Origin of the sequence: Janthinobacterium sp. UMAB-60 (assembly GCF_900095235.1) — a bacterium.
Lineage (GTDB): Bacteria > Pseudomonadota > Gammaproteobacteria > Burkholderiales > Burkholderiaceae_D > Janthinobacterium.
Genome location: NZ_LT607490.1, coordinates 88844 through 106049 on the forward strand (window position 1 = coordinate 88844; position 17206 = coordinate 106049).

The following is a 17206-nucleotide window of genomic DNA, read 5'->3' on the forward strand; positions in this document are numbered from 1 at the left end:
AAGCGGCGGCCACGGCCCTCGTGCGCCTGACGGTGGCGCGGCAGGCGCTGTCGATCAAGCTGGGCACAGGCAGCCTGCTGCGCGAGTATTCGACCAGCGTGCTGCAAAAGGACTTTACCGTGTTCGTTTCCGACAGCGCAGGCAATGCCGTGTCCGGCGTCGCCATCACGGCCGCCGCCTGGCCCAGCCGCTATGCCAAGGGATATTATGTGTGGCAAGCGGACAAGCCCGAGTTCCCCGACACGGGCGTCTGGCGCCTGGCCCTGCCCCACTACAGCTGCGTCAATGAAGATGTCTTACGCAACGGCATTTTTGACGCCGCCTATGACCGCAACGGCAATGGCGTGCTCGATCCGGGCATCCCCCTGACCGTCAGCGCCAGCGGCCTGAGCGACGCGCTGGGCATGGCCACCGTCACCGTCAGTTATCCGCGCAACCATGGTTCCTGGGTGGACGTCGCCCTGACGGTGCGCGGCACGGTCAGCGGCACGGAAGCGAGCGCCACGACGGATTTTCCATTACCCACGCTGGCCAGCGATTTCAGCGCGCGCCGCGTGGACCCGCCAGGACGCATCAGCCCCTATGGCAGCGGCCCCTGCGACAGCCCCGACTGAGGAACAAGCATGCCACTTGCCATTCAATCAAATTATTTGCAACATGGATAAGAAAACAGTCTTGCCACATGGAAATATTTTCGTTATGCTCATTTTTCCCGCCCAGGCCGCCACAAGCGGCCGGGCCTGCAGGAATACTTTGAGACAGATTGCTTGCCAGACCAATATGCGAAAAAAGAATACTGTAGCCTGGACACCCGGCACCACCGCCCGCCCCGTACCCGGCGCCGGACGGCGCGTGACCTCGTATGACGTGGCCCTGCTGGCCGGCGTGTCGCAATCGGCCGTGTCGCGCTGCTTCAAGCCGGGCGCCAGCATCTCGCCCGCCACCCAGGCCAAGGTCATGCAGGCGGCCATCCGTCTCGACTACATCCCCAACGCGGCCGCGCGCAGCCTGATCACGCGGCGCTCGAACCTGGTGGCCGTCATCATTTCCAACCTGGCCAACCTGTACTATCCGCAAGCGCTGTCCGACCTGAGCCAGCAAATCGCCCGCCTGGGCAAGCGTCTATTATTGTTTACCCTGGAGCGCGAAGCCGATATCGGCAAGGTCTTGAGCGACGTATGGCAATACCAGGTCGATGGCGCCGTCGTGGCCGCAGGCCTGTCGGACGAGCAGATGCTTGAGTTTGGCCGGCGCGACGTGCCGCTGGTGCTGTTCAACCGCAGCCCGCGCGAGCACGCCGTGCATGCCGTGCTGTGCGACCAGGGGGAAGCGGCGCGCCTGCTCGTGTCGCGCCTGGCCGAGGCGGGTCACCGCCAGTTCGCCGTCATCGACGGCCCCGGCGACTCGGCCGTGGCGCAGGAACGCAAGGCCGGCGTGCTGGACCGCCTGTTCACGCTGGGCTTGCCCGCGCCCATCGTCGTCAGCGGCAACTACGATTACGCCAGCGGCGGACGGGGCCTGCGCAAGGTCATCGACCGCCTGGGCCGCGTGCCGGACGCCGTCATTTGCGGCAACGACATCATGGCCATCGGCTGCCTGGACACGGCGCGCCACCAGATGGGCATCCAGGTGCCGCTGCAAATGTCCGTGGCTGGCTTCGACGCGCTGGAAGCATCGGGCTGGCTCAGCTACGACATCACCACCCTGCGCCAGCCCGTGCAAAAGATGGCCACCGACGCCGTCGCCATGCTGGGAGAATTAATGGAACGGCGCGGCGGCAACGCCGAACGGCGCCGCTATTGCTCGTATCTGGTGGAGGGGAGCACGGCCAGGCTGACCAGCGAACCTCAGCGTTTCGGCATGATGGCCGCCGCCTGAAAACAAAAAAACCTCGCATCGCTGCGAGGTTTTTTGTTGTGGCATCGGCTGCTCAACCGAAGATCTTGCCCTTGAGCATATTCAAGCCCTGGCTGACGAGGTCATTGCCTTCTGGCACTTGGCCGTTCGGCGTCAGTTTGTCGATCAGCTGGGGCAGCAAGGCTGCCAGGCCGCCCGAGGCCGCGTCTGGTGCGACACCCGCTTTTTCAGCGATCTGCGTGATGGTGTCGGCACCCAGCGCATCCTTGATCTGTTCGCCGGATACGGGCGCATTGGCGCCGGTGCCGATCCAGCTGGCCACCTGGTCGCCCAGGCCGCTTTCCTGGAATTTCTGCAGCAGGCCCGGCAAGCCGCCATGCTGGTTGACCAGGTCCATCACGCTGGCCATCAGCCCTGATGGCGCTTCCCCATCCGCGCCCTTGTTGCCCAAAGCGCTCATCGCCTGTCCTGCAAGTTGATCTAGCAAACTCATCGTATTCTCCTGAACGCTGTCAATCAGTGCCGCGCATAGCGGCGTCCGGTTTAGTCGGCAACAATTCTCCGACATACACAACAATTATACTATGAATAATTATAATGTTACATTTACAATGTAACAGGCGAATCAAAAACAATCTCTGCCGTAGCTGCGCCCACCTCCATCATATTTAGTTCGGCACAACATGCAAGCGTAAATTGACGGTTCGCAGAAACGTGTAAAATTAATTTTCCTACTTACTGAGGAGTATCAATACATGAACATCAATAAAGCGGTAGACAAAGCCTATGAGAAAAAAACGTTCAAGGAAATCGCCGATGCGCCCGTCGATGCGCTGCAAGGCGTGAGCGAAAAAGATGCGGAGCTGCTCAAGCAAGCCTTCAATATCAAGACCGTGCGCGACCTGGCAAACCTGAAATACGCGAAGTGGGCGCGCGCCATCGTCACCCTGGCCGACACGGAAGAATAGACGGGGCCATGCCGCAGGCATTCCCGTCAGCACGGCCCGCCCCCGCCGGCGGGCTTTTTTACGCCATGGCGGCTGGCAAGCCGGTCGCCGCGCGGAGGCTTCATTGCCCACGCCGCTGACCCTGCCCGGCATCTGCTGGCCCCTGCAAGCGAGCACGGGCGATCTTGCCGTCGCCACCTCCCACATCACGGGACACTTTCGCGCTGGCGCGGGCTTCGATGCCATCATCGTGTGCGATCTATTACCCGCCGGAAAGTTTCGCAATGGCGCGTCGCGCCACTGGTGCCGCACGCACCAGTGCTACTGGGGCACGCTTGCCGACCTGGCCGACTGGCAAGCGACGCGGCAGATGCGCTGCCGCCAGCACGCCAGCCCCATGGGCTATGTGCTGTATCCGCAACTGTTCGATCCCATGCGGTTTCATGCCACCACCTTGCGCCTGGGCCCCGATGGCTTGCTGCAACTGCGCGCCCGAACCGATGACGGCGGCGCCCTGTTCCACCGCGACCTGCCAGCCCTGGCCATCGACTGCCGCGCCCTGCCCGGCCTGTTTCCGCCCGACATAGTGCAGCTGAACCTCACGCCGCCCGCCGCGCAGGCGTTCTCCGCCGCCTTGCAGGCGGGCACGCCGCTGGACTGCAGCGACTGCGCCCGCTGCGGCCATCCGCATCTGGACCTGGGCAGCTTCGCGCTGGCGCCGCACCGCCGCCACAGCTGCGGCCATTGCGGCCACGACGCCTCGCACAGCGCCACGGCCATCGTCTCGACGCCCTTGTGGCGGCTGCGCCAACGCTACCTGCACTGCTTCTGACACAATGCTTCTGAAGGTGCGCCCGCCCACAGTCGGCCTGGTCGCTTGTGCGTAGACTGCTTCCATCACCACTGCGAGGACCAGCCCATGCCACACGCGCAACACCAGGATGAAGATGGCCAGCCCGGCGACGAAGGCGACTTGTCCGACCTGCTCAGCGAATTGCGCATCCTCTTGCCGGGCGCGCAGATGCTGACGGCCTTCCTCATCATCCTGCCTTTCAACGGCGGCTTCGCGAAGATCGTGCAGGCGGAAAAAATCATCTTCCTGCTGACGTTTTTCCTGTCCATGACCAGCCTGGTACTGCTCAGCGCGCCAGCCATCCAGCACCGCGTGATGCGCCCCCTGCAAGACCGCGAACGCTTCAAGCGCGTGGCCGACCGCATCATGATGTGCGGCGCCTTTTCGCTGGCGTTGGCGTTTATTTTGGGCACCAATCTGGTGATGTCGGAAGTGTTCGGTCACATCGCCGGCATCGTCGCCTGCGGGCTGATGGGCACACTCATCATTTGCATGTGGTGGTGGCTGCCCCTGCACTTGAAGCACGCCAGGAAAATCTAGGCGGTAAGGCCCGCCTGCTCCAGCAAGGTCTCGAGGAAGATCCCCCAACAGCGGATGCATTCCGTGTTATCGTTAACAAAAAGCGCAATCGCTGGTGTGTGCAGTGCAGCAGATTTTAGCCGTCACCCAGCAGAGCTTGCCCGAATCTTTTACAATGTTGTCCCTGGGCAGCTGTTATAGCCCGAAAATACCGGCCAGCCGTCGACTCTGGTGGCGCATGGCCACTTCCGGCCCGGCCACCGCGCGCCTCTCCACCCAGTCATTCTTTACCCAACCAACAAGAACATGCACGCCTCCGTAGATCCCCTGATTCCGCGCGTCACCGCGCCTTTTGGCGCCGGCTATGCCGACCTGGCCCTGGCCATCGGCGGCCTCGCCATCGGCACGGGCGAATTCGCCTCCATGAGCATCCTGCCCGTGGTCGCCGACGACCTGGGTACGACCTTGCCGCAGATGAGCCACATGATCAGCGCCTACGCGCTGGGCGTGGTCATCGGCGCGCCATTAATCACCATCTTCCTGGCGCGCATGCCGCGCCGCCTGATGCTGATCTGTTTGATGCTGATGTTCGCTGGCGGCAACTTGCTCAGCGCCATCGCCCCCAATTATGGCTTGCTGGTGGTGGCCCGCTTCGTGGCCGGCATCCCGCATGGCGCTTACTTTGGCGTGGCAGCCCTGGTGGCGGCCGCCCTGGCCGAACCGGACAAGCGCGGCCAGGCTGTCGCCCGTGTCCTCATGGGCTTGACTGTTGCGAATATCTTCGGCGTGCCGCTGGCCACGTATATCGGCCAGACCCTGGGCTGGCGCTCGGCCTTTTTGCTGGTCGCCGCGCTGGGCTTGCTGACCATGCTGATGGTGCGCATCTTCGTGCCCATGGTGGCCGCCGGCGATTCCAGCCCGCGCCGCGAGCTGGGCGTGTTCCGCCGCCTGCAAGTGTGGCTGACCCTGCTGATGGTGGCCATCGGCTTCGGCGGCATGTTCGCCGTCTACACCTTCATCACGCCCACCTTGCTGGAAATCACGAAAGTGTCGCCCCTGGTCATTTCCATCTTGCTGGCCATCATCGGTGTCGGCATGACTTTGGGTAATCTGATCGGCGGCTGGCTGGCCGACCGCTCGCGCCTGTGGACGATTTTTGGCGTGCTGCTGTGGAACGTGGCCGCGCTGGCCGCGTTTACCTATACCAGCAGCAATGTCTGGTTGACGGCGATCAACCTGTTCGCCATCGGCGCCGGCATCGCCGTGGCTCCCGCCGTGCAGACGCGCCTGATGGACGTGGCCGGCGATGCGCAAACCGTGGCCGCCGCCCTCAACCATTCCGCCTTCAACATCGCCAACGCGCTGGGCGCCTGGGCCGGCGGCATCGCCATCGCCATGGGCATGGGCTTGCGCTCAACGGGCTGGGTCGGCGCCATGCTGGCCTGCGGCGGCATCGTCGTGCTCGGTATTTCCGTGCTGGTGGAAAACCGCAGCCGCAATGTGGGCGGCGCGCAGCCGGCTTGATGCTGGCGCATAGGAATACTAATTCTATTTGTATCGTTATCATTTCCTATATCATGAATAGGGAGCGGATTTCACAATTCCTGCGTATCCGATTTCTTTACATGATGAAGCGTGCAAGCCATGAACAAAGCAATCATCGCCAGGTACAAATCTGAAAGCTGGCATCTGTGAATACAGCGACCATCTTCATTGACGAGGTCCTCGGGCGGGCGCAGCAAGGCATAACAGAACCATTTATTTGCCGAGGTGACGATGGAGCGATTTACTTTATCAAAGGCAAGGGAGCTGGTCGACGCAGCCAGATTTGCGAGTGGGTCTCGGCGCAACTGGCGACGGAATTTGGCCTTCCGATCGCAGAATATGCCTTGGCCGAAGTAGCTGTGGAGCTTATTGAAGCAAATGTATTTCCCAATATCAGCCAACTCGGTAGCGGGATAGTCTTTGCCTCGAGAGAACTTCCACATCCACAAGAGCTGACAGCGATCACACGAGACCTTGTGCCGGATCAATTGGCAAGCGATGTGTTGGTTTTTGACTGGTGGCTGCATAACGAAGATCGTCATTTGACCGAACGTGGCGGCAACCCTAACTTGCTTTGGGACATGCAGAATTCAGAATTGGTCGTGATCGACCATAACCAAGCCTTTGATCGGCACTTCAATCCGAGTAACTTCCTGAAAACGCATGTGTTTGCGAGCAGGTGGAACGATATTTTTAGCGACCATCTTCAACGCGAGCACTACGCAAGCAAGTTAGAGGCAATTTTGCCAAGATTGTCGGGCATCCGTGCTAACATACCGGACTCTTGGTGGTATGTTGATGATGGCGTACCAGCAGATGTGACGTGGGATGAAATCGAGACCTGCCTGCAGCGTTGCCGCCAAGAAGATTTTTGGAATACCCCATGAAAAAGTTCGCCTGCCAATATGCTCTTTTGCGATTTCGCCCGTTTGTGGAAACCGGAGAGTTCGCCAACGTCGGTATTGCGCTGATCGCCCCCGAAGCGCGCTTCTTTGGCTTCCGCATACTGAAGCGGTATGGCCGTATCACGCAATTCTTTCATCAACTTGACCGTCAAATCTACCTGGATGGCCGACAACTTTTTAAAGAAGAGATGGATCGCTTCGCTCTTGAGCTTCGTCGACTGGCATTGGATGGACGAAAAACGCAACCCGATATAGTACTCGCAAGAAATCTGTTTGCTGAGGTAGTTCGTCCACGAGAAGCGATGCTGCAGTTTGCCGATCAGCGCGTCGTCCTGGCGGAGGATCCAAAAGCCAAACTTCTGCAGCTATTTGATCATTATGTCGAACGCAACTTTGTAACCAAAGAATATCAAGAGCGTTTATTGGAAAACAACGTTCGCAAACTCCTGTTCAACGCGCAAGTCGGAGCACGATATCAACGTGAAAAGGTTGGTACGGACGATTTCGCCGTAAACTTTCCGTTTGTTGACATGGTTGAAGGCAAAGCTGAGCGAGTGATCAAACCGCTGTACCTTGCCCAAGGCGATAGCACCAAAATCCTCACGCATGGCGGTCAATGGGTCGATAAAGTACGGCGCTTACGCAAACGCAATGCACTACCACCAAAAGTACTGTTCCCGGTCACTCAACCGGCAGCCAACACCAAGCCTTACTATGCATTCCAAGAGATTCGACAAGATTTGCTGGCTGAAAATGTACAGGTAGTGGCCGCAGACGATGAACGTCAAATTCTCAAATTCGCTACTGACAGAAACTGACTATAGCGCCTGATCATAATAGTAGTAGCGATCTTGAACGTGGCAGTAGCGCTCAAAATGCCCATGAATGTCAGGATTGCTACTCCGCAATGGCAAACGCCACCGCCTCCTCGCAGTGAATCGCCGTGGTATTAAATAGCGGCAAGTCGACATCGCCGGACTGGATCAGCAGCGGCATCTCCGTGCAACCCAGGATCACGCCCTGCACGATTTCCTGGCCGGCCGCATCGGCGTCACCGTCACCGTCACCGTCACGATGCCGCACTGCCCCAGCGCCTGGTGATAAAAACTGCCCGCCATCGTCTGCTTGACGCCCAGCAAGCCTGCCTTGCGCACACCCGACTGCTGCACCCGCTTTGCCGTTTCCTCGGCGATAATTATACGTTGAGGCGTATCAATTTAACTGCAGCGAGACTAGCGGACGAAAAAGTGAAACATGGCAATGACGGCGCGCCAGTCAACTTAATGCTCCACACAGCTCGCACCAAAGCCTGCACGCCATTGTTCGCAGCCCGCTCCGGCCCTAGCCGCCTCGGCCAGCAAGCGCCCCACCCCATGAAAGCCGAACAGGCTGGCGCTGGCACGCAGCGCGGCGTCATCCACCTCATCCTCGCAGACATCGAGAAACAGCTCCGCCAGCAAACCCTGCAATGAAGCGTAGCTGCACCATACCTCGTCAATATTTTCCAGGCTGCAGCGTTCAAAGCGGCCATTGGCGGGATGGAAGTAATCGAGCACCATGCCGCATTCCCACAGAGGCACGATGCCACGCCCGGCAATGGGCGAGGAACGCCACGCGCGTGCCTCTTGGCAACGGTAGTCCAATGGCGGCGCAACGCTGTCGCCATCCAGATGGCACAGCATGGCTTCGGTGAGGCCCAGCGCACGCAACACTTTGCTGTTAATCATTCGCGCTTTACTTGATGTCATGTCCATTCGAGGTCTGTCGGCTGTATTCACGCTCGAACGCGGCCAAGCCTTCCGCCTGCGCCCACAGGCTGGCGATATAGCGGAATTCATCCTCGAACGGCTGCTCGAAATCGGGCACGTCGATCGCGTATTCGCAATTACGGCTCAACATGACCAGCCAGTCGGGATAATCTAGCGCCGGGTACAGGCGGGTCAATTTGCCGTCGAGCGACGACACGCTTTCCCGGCCCGCCAGGTAGGCGGCGCGCAATTCGACGATGAATTTTCCGGCCAGAAACTGGTCACTGAGCCGCTGAGCGCCCCGGTAGCGCTCGATGATGGTCTCGGCCAGGGGCAACACCTCGTCAATGCCCCGGGCGCTGGCCAGCAGCACGACTTCCAGGTCGTCGCCTTCCTGGTCCAGGCGCAAGCGCTCCACGGCCCAGTCCACGCAACGGTCGGCATGGCCAAAACCCATGCGCAGCTGGAAAACGGCGATTTCCAATTCTGTCAGTTGTTCCATTACCTGCCGTTCACGCATACTCTTCTCACCCGGCCCGCAACATCTTTTGCAGCACCGCATCGAGCTCATAAAAATCCACCGGCTTGGTGAGATGCAAATCAAAGCCCGCGTCGGACGCCATCTGGCGGTCCTTGTCCTGGCCCCAGCCCGTCACGGCGACCAGGATGGCATGTTGCCCGCACGGCTCGGAACGCAGCAGGCGCGCCACGTCATAGCCGTTCATGTGCGGCAGGCCGATGTCGAGCAAGATCACTTGCGGCATGAAGGTTTGCGCTGCCGCAACGCCCGCCGCGCCATCGTAGGCCGTGCGCACTTCATAGCCGAGGATGTCGAGCGCCAGCGCCAGGCTTTCGGCCGCGTCGGCGCTGTCGTCGATGACCAGCACCTTGCCTTCGCGCGTACCGGCCAGCAGGCGGCGGTCCGGGGGTACGGCCGGCTGCAGCGGCACGGCGGGCAGCGGCAAACGCAGCTCGAAGGTGCTGCCCTGCCCCACGCCATCGCTGTGCGCGCTGACCGTGCCGCCATGCAATTCGGCCAGGCCGCGCACGAGGGACAGGCCGATGCCCAGGCCGCCCTGGGCCCGCGACAGGGCCGGTTCCAGCTGCGAAAACAGCTCGAAGACGGTGTCCAGGTGCTCGGGCGCGATGCCGATGCCCGAGTCGCGCACGCTGATGCGCACTTCGTCATCCGTACAGGTCACTTCCAGCCCGATGATGCCGTTGGCGGGCGTGTACTTGACGGCGTTGGTCAGCAGGTTGGCGATCATCTGCCCCAGGCGGGTGGCGTCGGCGTCGAGCCAGATCGGCTGCGGCCATTGCTCCACATGCACCTGGTGGCCGGCCTGCGCCGCCAGCTCCGCCACGCTGTGCAGCGCCGCTTCCACCACGGGCGCCAGCTCCACGCTGGCGCGGCGCAGTTCCAGGCGTCCCCGCGTGATGCGCGACACTTCCGTCAAATCGTCGACCAGGTGCGTCATGTGGCCCACCTGGCGGCCCAGCACCTCGCGCGCCCAGCGCAGCTGCGGATCGTCCAGCTGCGCCAGGCGCAGCACTTCCAGCACGTTGCGCATGGGCGCCAGCGGATTGCGCAGCTCGTGCGCCAGGGTGGCGAGAAACTCGTCCTTGCGCCGGTCGGCGGCCGCCAGTTGTTCGTTGAGCTCGCCGGCCTCCTTGCGCGCCAGCTGCAGCTGCTGCTCGTATTTGCGCCGGTCGCTGGCGACAAAGACGGCGATCTCGTCATAGCGCACGCCTTCATGCACGCGGCGCACGGCGTTGAGCAGCATGGGGATGGATTGCCCCTGGCGCTGGCGCATGTCAAGCAGGATTTCCGACACGCTGCCTTGCACCTGCATCAGCGGCAGCCAGTGCGTCTGGTGGAACACGCGCCCGCCGATGGTCAGCAAGTCTTGCAGTTTCTTTTTCCCGAGCAATTCCCCGGCGCCATAGCCGAGCCAGCCGCAAAAGGTGGCATTCGCCTGCACGATGGTGCCGTCGGCCGTGCACAGCAGCAAGCCGCAGGCCGCATGCTGGAACAAGGTATTGGCGTCAGGCAAGGAAGGCAGCGTGTCGTGCATTACAGGTGCAAGCCGTCGAGAAAGTGACGGATGGCGCGGTGGCTGGCAACGGGCACGCTCATGTGCGGGCAATGGCCCACGTTCTCGACCACGTGCAGGCTGCTGCACGGCAGCATGGCGCGCAAATACTCGCCCACGGGCGGCGGCGCGATGAAGTCGTCGCTGCATTGCACGATCAAGGCCGGCGTGCGGTTGTGCGGCAAGACGGCGCGGTGGTCGGACAAGAACGTCACTTGCGCAAAATGCCGGGCGATGGCGGGGTCCGTGCGGCAAAAGCTGCTGGCCAGCTCGTCGCCCAGCGCCGGTTGTCCGGGCGCGCCCATGATGGCCGGTGCCATGCTGGCGGACCAGCCCAGGTAATTGCTGTCCATGGCGCCCAGCAAGTCGTCGATATCGGCGCGGCTGAAGCCGCCCCGGTAGCCGTCCGCCGCATCGTCGACATAGCACGGCGACGGCGCCAGCATCACTTGCGCGGCGAACAGGTCCGGCTCGGCGATGCTGGCCAGCAAGGCGCTCATGGCGCTGACGGAGTGGCCGACGCAAATGACGGGGCCACCGCCGACGGCATGGATGACGTGCCGCAAATCGGCGCCATGCGCGTCCAGGTGCGCATAGCGCTCGAAATCATAGGCGTCCAGGTCGGAAGCGCCGCTGCCGACCAGGTCGAACAGCACGGTGCGGTAACGGGGACGGAACATCGGCTCCAGGTAGCGCCACATGGTCTGGTCGCAGCCAAAGCCGTGCATGAACACCACGGTGGCGGCCGCGCCGGCTTGCGGCGCGGCACTGCATTCGCTCACGCGGATATTGTTACGATCTTCTATGCGCATGCCGCTTCAGCCTTGAATATTTCTATGTGGAATGTAAATTAACTTATTGCCAGCACCATCTTAGCATGCGCGATTTGCCCCGGGCCAATACCAATGGCGCTGGACAAACGCCTGGCCACGGCGGATAATGAGAACGATTCCCATTATCAAAATACCAGGCCCGTGCCTGGCGTTCCCTGTGCGCCGCCATGGCGCCTGCTGGCGGCAACAAGCCGGTTTCATGTTGAAGGTTTGTACCGCATGCGCGCTTTCTGGACTGTCATACACCGCTGGGCCGGTCTCACCGTCGCCCTCTTCCTCATCGTCGCGGGCCTCACGGGCGCCGTCACGTCGTGGGACCACGAACTCGATGAATGGCTCAACGCCGACATCATGGACACGCCGGGCCGCGGCGCCCTGCAGCAACCATTTGCGCTGGCGCAAAAGGTCGCCGCCGCCGACCCGCGCGTGGCAGTCAATTACATGACCCTGGGCCTGGAAGAAGGCCATGCGGCCGCCTTCATGGTGCGCCCCCTGACCGACCCGGCCACCAACAAGCCGTTCGCGCTCGACTACAACACCGTCTACATCGACCCCGTCACGGCGCGCATCACGGGCACGCGCGATTCGACGGCCATTTCCCTGTCGCGCCGCAGCCTGATGCCGTTCTTGCGCCACCTGCACTACAGCCTGCACGTGCCCGCCTTCTGGGGCACCGACCGCTGGGGCTACTGGCTGATGGGGAGCGTAGCCCTGATCTGGCTGCTCGACAGCATGGTGGCGTTCTATCTGACCACGCCGCGCCGTTTGCGCCCGCGCGCGCAGGACGAGGCGCCGCGCCACCGCGACGCCGCCAGCTGGTGGCAACGGTGGAAACCGTCGTGGGTGGTGCGCTGGGCGGCCGGCGGCTACAAGCTCAATTTCGATCTGCACCGCGCGGGCGGCCTGTGGGTGTGGGCCATCATCATCGTCGTCGCGTTCACCTCGTTCTCGCTGAACCTGTACCGCGAAGTGTTTTATCCCGTCATGTCGCTCGTGTCGACCACCACGCCGGGTCCGTACGAAACGCAGACGCCGGCGCCGTACGGCACGTATATCACACCAGTGATCGGCTTCGAACAGGCGGTGGAGATTGCGAAAAAACAAGCCGTGCAGCGCGGCATCAGCGCGCCCATCGGCGGCATTTATTATGGCGGCAATTATTCGTTCTACAACGTCTCGTTCTTCGACCCGGCCGACGAATTCGGCGCGGCCGGCATGGGCCTGTCGAACCTGTACGTCGACGGCATGGACGGCAGCATCATCGGCCAGCACAAGCCGTGGGAAGGCACGGCCGCCGACGTCTTCGTGCAACTGCAATTCCCCCTGCACTCGGGCCGCATCCTCGGCTTGCCGGGACGCATCTTGATGTCCTGCATGGGCCTCATGGTCGCCATGCTGTCGGTGACGGGCATCGTCATCTGGGAGCGCAAACGGCGCGCGCGCCGGCTGCAGGCGACAAAGCCATTGCAATCCACCTGAAGTAGCGACACCACAACGGCGCAGGCAGACTGGCTCGGCCTGCGCGCTTTCCATGCGCCAGCCATCAAAACCCTCAAATGCAGTTTACTTGCAATAGCATTGCGCGCAAGCTATTATTGCAACTCGATTGCATTTACGTCGTCGCGCTGCGCCTGCGTCCAGCGCCAGCACCCCCATTCCGCCTTTTCAGAAAGTCCCATGCGCCATCACGTATTCGCAGCCGCCATGCTGTCCACTACCCCGCTCGCTTACGCGTCGGACGACATCACCCTGCAGACCATCAAAGTCCGCGCAGACAAGCCGGCAAGCATCGACAGCGTCGTTGTCGTTGAAAATACGCAAGCTCAGAACAGGACGCTGGGCAGCATGCTCGAGCATGTCTCGGGTGTGCAAAGCAGCGCCTTCGGGCCGAATGCCGGCGCACCGGTGATACGCAGCCTGAGCGGCAGCCGCGTGCAGATCCTCGAAGATGGCCAGTCCGTCCTCGGCATGAATGCGCTCAGCGGCGACATCAACATCCCGTTCGATCCGCTGTTTGCGCGCAGCGTCAGCGTGAACAAATCGTCCGATAGCGTGCGTTTCGGCGGCAATGCCATCGGCGGCAGCGTCGACGTCGATTCCGGCCTCATTTCCAGGAAGATGGAGGACCAGCCTAAAGACCTGGAACTGGTCCTGCGCAAGGGTTTCAACGATGCCGATGCGCAAGGCTTGCGCCTGAATTTCAACGATGGCAAACGCTTCTCGACCAACCTGCAGCTATCATTCCAGAACATCGGGCATTACGCTATTGCGGGCAACAGCAAGGCCGGCGTGTGCAACAGCCAGTTGTTTCCGGCGACAGGCGGCGTCAACACCTTTCTGGCCGACAGTTGCCAGAAAGAAGCGAGAATCCAGCAGGTCTACAACAAGGCGTCGCAACCGTTTATCGACCAGTTCATGACGGAAAATCCGGACTGGGCGGACGGCGATTTTTCCTTCTACACAAATAACCCGACCTCCGTCTGGCAGCGCAAGACCTACGTCAATCCGGCCAACCCCGCCTACGTGCCCGGTACGCCATCGATGACCCAGAACAAGATCAACAAGGACGTGACGCCTGATTACCACGGCACCCTGGGCAACAGCCATGCCAGTAACAGCCACTTTGGCGTCGGCACGACCTACTTTTTCGATCGCGGCTACGTGGCCGTCAGCCTCGATGCGAAGGAAAGCGAATATGGCGTGCCGGGCTTTTCCATGGAGAACAAGTCGTTCGGCGCGAATGATGACGCGGGGCTGCCCGTCGGCGTGATCATCAAGCAGGATAAATATGCGCTGGAAGCCCATCTGCGCGATCCCGTCGCGTACATTGAAAGCGCGCAACTGCGCGTGTCTCGCCTGAACAATACGTCGGGAGAGCGCCTCGGTACTACCAAGGCGAACGACTACCGGTTCGACACCAATCAAGCCGAGCTCCTGCTGGCGCACCGACGTGCAGGGCCATTGAGCGGATTGCTTGGCCTCAGCCATCAAGCCAGGGATATCGCCGGCAGCGGCCCGCAGCTGTACCTTCCCGATGCCAGCACGGTCAGCCGCGCGCTGTTCGTCAAGGAGAGCCTCGACGTCGACTGGGCCACTTTCGATGCGGGCTTTCGCCATGAAAAAGTGGAGCACGACATCCGCAAGAGCGGATTCAAGACGTCGAGAAATGCGAGCAACGCCAAACTCGAGGACAAGTCGTTCAGCCTGAACAGCTATAGCCTGGGGGCCTCGGCCAAGCTTGGCCAGCTTTTCGGTGCGAAGCTGCGCTATGCCTCCTCGGAAAGAGCGCCCGACGTCAATGAGTTGTATGCGAGCAACCGCCACTATTCGATCATGACCCAGGAAGAAGGCAACCAGAACCTGAAGGCCGAGCGTGCCAGGAATACCGAACTCACCGCCCTGTTCGGCGATCGCGGCTTCAACCTGTCCGCCACCGGCTACGTCATGAAGTACGAGAACTATCTGTACCTCGGCCATTCTGGAGCCCAGATGGCCAATCGCCTGCCATTAAAATACTGGAAGCAGACCGATACGACGGTCAAGGGATTCGAGATCGACGCTTCCCAGGTCGTTCAGCTTGGCGCCTACGGCAAGCTGAACCTCTCCGCATTTGCCGACCTGGTCAAGAACAAGGCGGACCATCCCGACAAGCTGCGCGCGCACAACGACGGGGCATACCTGCCCAACATGCCCACCAACCGCTATGGCGCAAATGTGCTGTGGGAAAACCAGGGCTGGAAGGCCAGAGTGTCGAGCACCTGGTACGACAAGCAGAAGTACCTGGGCAAAAGTGTCAGCGAGGAAGTTCCGCTCGACGGCTACACGATGGTGAACTTCCAGGTGAGCCGCGCACTGCAGGTGCCGAATTCGCCGTTTGCAGGCCTCGAAGTGTTCATCAGCGGCAGCAACCTGCTCGATGACGATGCCAGGCCGCACAATTCTCCACTGAAATACATCGCGCCCTTGCCGGGCCGTGGCTTCCAGGTGGGCTTGAGCGCCAGGCTTTAAGGCGCGGCGACCATACGGCAAGCCCTGGCAACGCAGCCATGGTCATTGCCTCCGGCCCGCGATCCCGGCCCGCTCTTAAACCGCGCTATCCCAAGGCGCCGACAAGCGCACGGCACAGTTGATCAAGCCCACCATCGAATACGTCTGCGGGAAATTGCCCCACATCTCGCCCGTCACGGGGTGCGTGTCTTCCGACAGCAGACCCAGGTGGTTGCGCGCCAGCAGCATGGTTTCGAAGATTTTGCGCGCTTCGTCTTTCCTGCCGATGCGCGCCAGCGCGTCGATGCGCCAGAAGGTGCAGATGTTGAAGGCGGTTTCGGGTTTGCCGAAGTCGTCGGGCGCTTCGTAGCGGCGCATGTAGGGGCCGTCGCACAAGGATGCTTCCAGCGCGTCGACTGTCGCGATGAAACGGGGGTCCATGGGGTCGATGAAGTTGACTTCCGCCATCAACAGAACGGAGGCATCGAGGTCGCGCCCGCCCAGGCTTTCCGCGAAGGCCTGGCGCTCCTCGCTCCACGCTTCGCGCAATAATCTCTCGCGGATCAGCACGGCGCGGCCGTTCCAGTGATCGGCCCGGTCCGGCAAGTCCAGTTTATGCGCGACTTTCGCCAGGCGGTCGCAGGCGGCCCAGCTCATCAGCATGGACGAGGTGTGGACGCGCGCCCGCGTGCGCAGCTCCCACATGCCCGCATCTGGTTCCGCGTGCAGCCTGAATGCCTGGTCGCCCACGGCTTCCAGTGCGGCAAACTCGGCTTTTCCCGCCCGGTGGAACAGCCGGTGGTCGAGGAAGGCCTGCGCCGCACCGAGCACGATATTGCCGTAGACATCGTGCTGGAAGTGTTCCTGCGCCTGGTTGCCCACGCGCACGGGACCATTGCCGCGGTAACCGGGCAAGTGGTCCAGCGTCGATTCGGGTAGCTGCTCTTCCAGACCGATGCCGTACAGGGGCTGGATGTGGCCGCCCTTCGAGCGGGCGACGATATTCGTCAGCCAGCGCAAGTATTCTTCCATCGTGCCTACTTCCGACAGGCTGTTGAGTGCGCGCACGACAAAGAAGGCGTCGCGCAGCCAGCAATAGCGGTAATCCCAGTTGCGGCTGCTGCCCGGCGCTTCCGGGATGCTGGTGGTCATGGCGGCGATGATGGCGCCCGTGTCTTCATATAAAGACAGTTTCAGGGTGATGGCGGCGCGGATGACCACGTCCTGCCATTCCAGCGGCACGGCCAGGCGGCGCGTATAGGTGCGCCAGTAATTGATGGTGTCCTTTTCGAAGATGCGCGCCGTCTCGTCGATGCCGCCGGCCAGGGTTTCGTCGGGTCCCAGCAGGAAGTTGGCGGTGCCGCCCAGCACGAAATACGTTTCACTCAGCACATAATTGAGCGACACATCCGTGTTCAGGCGCAAGGTCTGTTCCGGCCCCACGTAGCGGATATGGTGGCTGCCCTGCGTGATCTGCGGCGCCAGCCTGCCCCAGTCGTAGCGAGGGCGCAGCCGGACCCGGATGCGCACGGCGTGGTCGAGCGGCCGCACGCGGCGGACCAGCATCAGCGGGCGGAACATGCGGTCGCGGCTAAGGAAACGGGGCGCGAAATCCGTGATTTCCACGCCGCGCCCTTCGGTGTCGTACAGGCGCGTGCGTAGTACGGCCGTGTTCGGCTCGTAGTATTGCTCGCTGCGGGCAAAGTTTTCAATGTCGATGGCCCACACGCTGCCGTTTTCCGTGTCGTCCAGCAAGCGGTTGAAGACGGGATCGCCGTCGAATCGGGGCAGGCAGGACCAGACAACCTGCCCGGCCTGGTCGATCAGGGCGTTGAAGGCGCAATTGCCCACCACGCCGCAGTTCAGGGACGCTTGCGCGGACGGTGGGTTGGCGCGTGTGTCATAGGATGTCGTCATGG

Annotated in this window: 17 protein-coding genes and 1 pseudogene; 10 read left to right on the plus strand and 8 right to left on the minus strand. The window is 61.7% G+C overall.

Annotation, left to right across the window (positions count from 1 at the left end; translation table 11 throughout):
• Positions 1-614 (plus strand): annotated as a pseudogene (locus K0F86_RS15535) (Ig domain-containing protein); the annotation flags it as partial.
• Positions 615-780: 166 nt separating this feature from the next.
• Complete coding sequence (locus K0F86_RS15540; RefSeq protein ID WP_219135249.1) at positions 781-1878, plus strand: LacI family DNA-binding transcriptional regulator; 1098 nt, start codon at positions 781-783, stop codon at positions 1876-1878.
• Positions 1879-1930: 52 nt separating this feature from the next.
• Here K0F86_RS15540 and K0F86_RS15545 read toward each other — a convergent pair whose 3' ends face one another.
• The gene (locus K0F86_RS15545) at positions 1931-2317 is read right to left on the minus strand and encodes a YidB family protein (RefSeq protein WP_374197296.1); all 387 of its coding nucleotides are present in this window, start codon (positions 2315-2317) and stop codon (positions 1931-1933) included.
• A 295-nt stretch (positions 2318-2612) separates the two neighbouring features.
• Between K0F86_RS15545 and K0F86_RS15550 the strand changes: the two genes are divergently transcribed.
• The 6 genes from K0F86_RS15550 (at position 2613) to K0F86_RS15575 (ending at position 7444) form a co-directional block, all read left to right on the plus strand.
• Entirely contained in the window at positions 2613-2825 is a 213-nt protein-coding gene (locus K0F86_RS15550) for a hypothetical protein (RefSeq protein ID WP_076568831.1), read from the plus strand.
• Between the two features lie 103 nt (positions 2826-2928).
• The gene (locus K0F86_RS15555; protein WP_219135250.1) at positions 2929-3636 is read left to right on the plus strand and encodes a hypothetical protein; all 708 of its coding nucleotides are present in this window, start codon (positions 2929-2931) and stop codon (positions 3634-3636) included.
• Positions 3637-3723: 87 nt separating this feature from the next.
• A complete protein-coding gene (locus tag K0F86_RS15560) occupies positions 3724-4197 on the plus strand; it encodes a DUF6328 family protein (RefSeq protein WP_219135251.1) in 474 nt (157 codons plus the stop codon).
• A 285-nt stretch (positions 4198-4482) separates the two neighbouring features.
• Positions 4483-5700 (plus strand): MFS transporter, encoded by a 1218-nt coding sequence (locus K0F86_RS15565; RefSeq protein WP_100872860.1) that lies wholly within the window; start codon positions 4483-4485, stop codon positions 5698-5700.
• A gap of 167 nt (positions 5701-5867) precedes the next feature.
• The gene (locus tag K0F86_RS15570; protein WP_219135252.1) at positions 5868-6608 is read left to right on the plus strand and encodes a HipA family kinase; all 741 of its coding nucleotides are present in this window, start codon (positions 5868-5870) and stop codon (positions 6606-6608) included.
• Complete coding sequence (locus tag K0F86_RS15575; RefSeq protein WP_219135253.1) at positions 6605-7444, plus strand: DUF3037 domain-containing protein; 840 nt, start codon at positions 6605-6607, stop codon at positions 7442-7444. The genes K0F86_RS15570 and K0F86_RS15575 overlap by 4 nt, the downstream gene beginning before the upstream one ends.
• Before the next feature lie 79 nt (positions 7445-7523).
• Here the strand turns inward: K0F86_RS15575 and K0F86_RS27565 are convergent, their stop codons facing one another.
• The 6 genes from K0F86_RS27565 to K0F86_RS15600 form a co-directional block, all read right to left on the minus strand.
• A complete protein-coding gene (locus K0F86_RS27565; protein WP_257572173.1) occupies positions 7524-7652 on the minus strand; it encodes a hypothetical protein in 129 nt (42 codons plus the stop codon).
• Entirely contained in the window at positions 7640-7795 is a 156-nt protein-coding gene (locus K0F86_RS15580; RefSeq protein ID WP_219135254.1) for a hypothetical protein, read from the minus strand. Before K0F86_RS15580 ends, K0F86_RS27565 begins: the two co-directional genes overlap by 13 nt.
• A gap of 111 nt (positions 7796-7906) precedes the next feature.
• Positions 7907-8353, minus strand: a complete 447-nt coding sequence (locus K0F86_RS15585) for a hypothetical protein (protein WP_219135255.1) — start codon at positions 8351-8353, stop codon at positions 7907-7909.
• 7 nt (positions 8354-8360) lie between these two features.
• On the minus strand, positions 8361-8876 hold the full coding sequence (locus K0F86_RS15590) for a hypothetical protein (RefSeq protein WP_219135256.1): 516 nt from the start codon (positions 8874-8876) through the stop codon (positions 8361-8363).
• A gap of 25 nt (positions 8877-8901) precedes the next feature.
• Positions 8902-10449, minus strand: coding sequence for an ATP-binding protein (locus tag K0F86_RS15595; RefSeq protein WP_219135257.1), 1548 nt, complete (start codon positions 10447-10449; stop codon positions 8902-8904).
• A complete protein-coding gene (locus K0F86_RS15600) occupies positions 10449-11279 on the minus strand; it encodes an alpha/beta fold hydrolase (protein WP_219135258.1) in 831 nt (276 codons plus the stop codon). The genes K0F86_RS15595 and K0F86_RS15600 overlap by 1 nt, the downstream gene beginning before the upstream one ends.
• 240 nt (positions 11280-11519) lie before the next feature.
• Between K0F86_RS15600 and K0F86_RS15605 the strand changes: the two genes are divergently transcribed.
• Positions 11520-12779 (plus strand): PepSY domain-containing protein, encoded by a 1260-nt coding sequence (locus K0F86_RS15605; RefSeq protein WP_219135259.1) that lies wholly within the window; start codon positions 11520-11522, stop codon positions 12777-12779.
• A 198-nt stretch (positions 12780-12977) separates the two neighbouring features.
• Positions 12978-15308, plus strand: coding sequence for a TonB-dependent receptor (locus K0F86_RS15610; RefSeq protein ID WP_219135260.1), 2331 nt, complete (start codon positions 12978-12980; stop codon positions 15306-15308).
• A gap of 75 nt (positions 15309-15383) precedes the next feature.
• Here the strand turns inward: K0F86_RS15610 and K0F86_RS15615 are convergent, their stop codons facing one another.
• Positions 15384-17204 (minus strand): glycoside hydrolase family 15 protein, encoded by a 1821-nt coding sequence (locus K0F86_RS15615; protein WP_219135261.1) that lies wholly within the window; start codon positions 17202-17204, stop codon positions 15384-15386.
• Between the last annotated feature and the right edge of the window lie 2 nt (positions 17205-17206).

Excerpts from the sequence above, each read along its gene's own strand:
- K0F86_RS15540 (WP_219135249.1), top strand. The coding sequence starts at position 781 with ATGCGAAAAAAGAATACTGTAGCCTGGACACCCGGCACCACCGCCCGC.
- K0F86_RS15545 (WP_374197296.1), bottom strand. The coding sequence starts at position 2,317 with ATGAGCGCTTTGGGCAACAAGGGCGCGGATGGGGAAGCGCCATCAGGG.
- K0F86_RS15550 (WP_076568831.1), top strand. The coding sequence starts at position 2,613 with ATGAACATCAATAAAGCGGTAGACAAAGCCTATGAGAAAAAAACGTTC.
- K0F86_RS15560 (WP_219135251.1), top strand. The coding sequence starts at position 3,724 with ATGCCACACGCGCAACACCAGGATGAAGATGGCCAGCCCGGCGACGAA.
- K0F86_RS15565 (WP_100872860.1), top strand. The coding sequence starts at position 4,483 with ATGCACGCCTCCGTAGATCCCCTGATTCCGCGCGTCACCGCGCCTTTT.
- K0F86_RS15575 (WP_219135253.1), top strand. The coding sequence starts at position 6,605 with ATGAAAAAGTTCGCCTGCCAATATGCTCTTTTGCGATTTCGCCCGTTT.
- K0F86_RS15585 (WP_219135255.1), bottom strand. The coding sequence starts at position 8,353 with ATGATTAACAGCAAAGTGTTGCGTGCGCTGGGCCTCACCGAAGCCATG.
- K0F86_RS15590 (WP_219135256.1), bottom strand. The coding sequence starts at position 8,876 with ATGGAACAACTGACAGAATTGGAAATCGCCGTTTTCCAGCTGCGCATG.
- K0F86_RS15595 (WP_219135257.1), bottom strand. The coding sequence starts at position 10,449 with ATGCACGACACGCTGCCTTCCTTGCCTGACGCCAATACCTTGTTCCAG.
- K0F86_RS15600 (WP_219135258.1), bottom strand. The coding sequence starts at position 11,279 with ATGCGCATAGAAGATCGTAACAATATCCGCGTGAGCGAATGCAGTGCC.
- K0F86_RS15605 (WP_219135259.1), top strand. The coding sequence starts at position 11,520 with ATGCGCGCTTTCTGGACTGTCATACACCGCTGGGCCGGTCTCACCGTC.
- K0F86_RS15610 (WP_219135260.1), top strand. The coding sequence starts at position 12,978 with ATGCGCCATCACGTATTCGCAGCCGCCATGCTGTCCACTACCCCGCTC.
- K0F86_RS15615 (WP_219135261.1), bottom strand. The coding sequence starts at position 17,204 with ATGACGACATCCTATGACACACGCGCCAACCCACCGTCCGCGCAAGCG.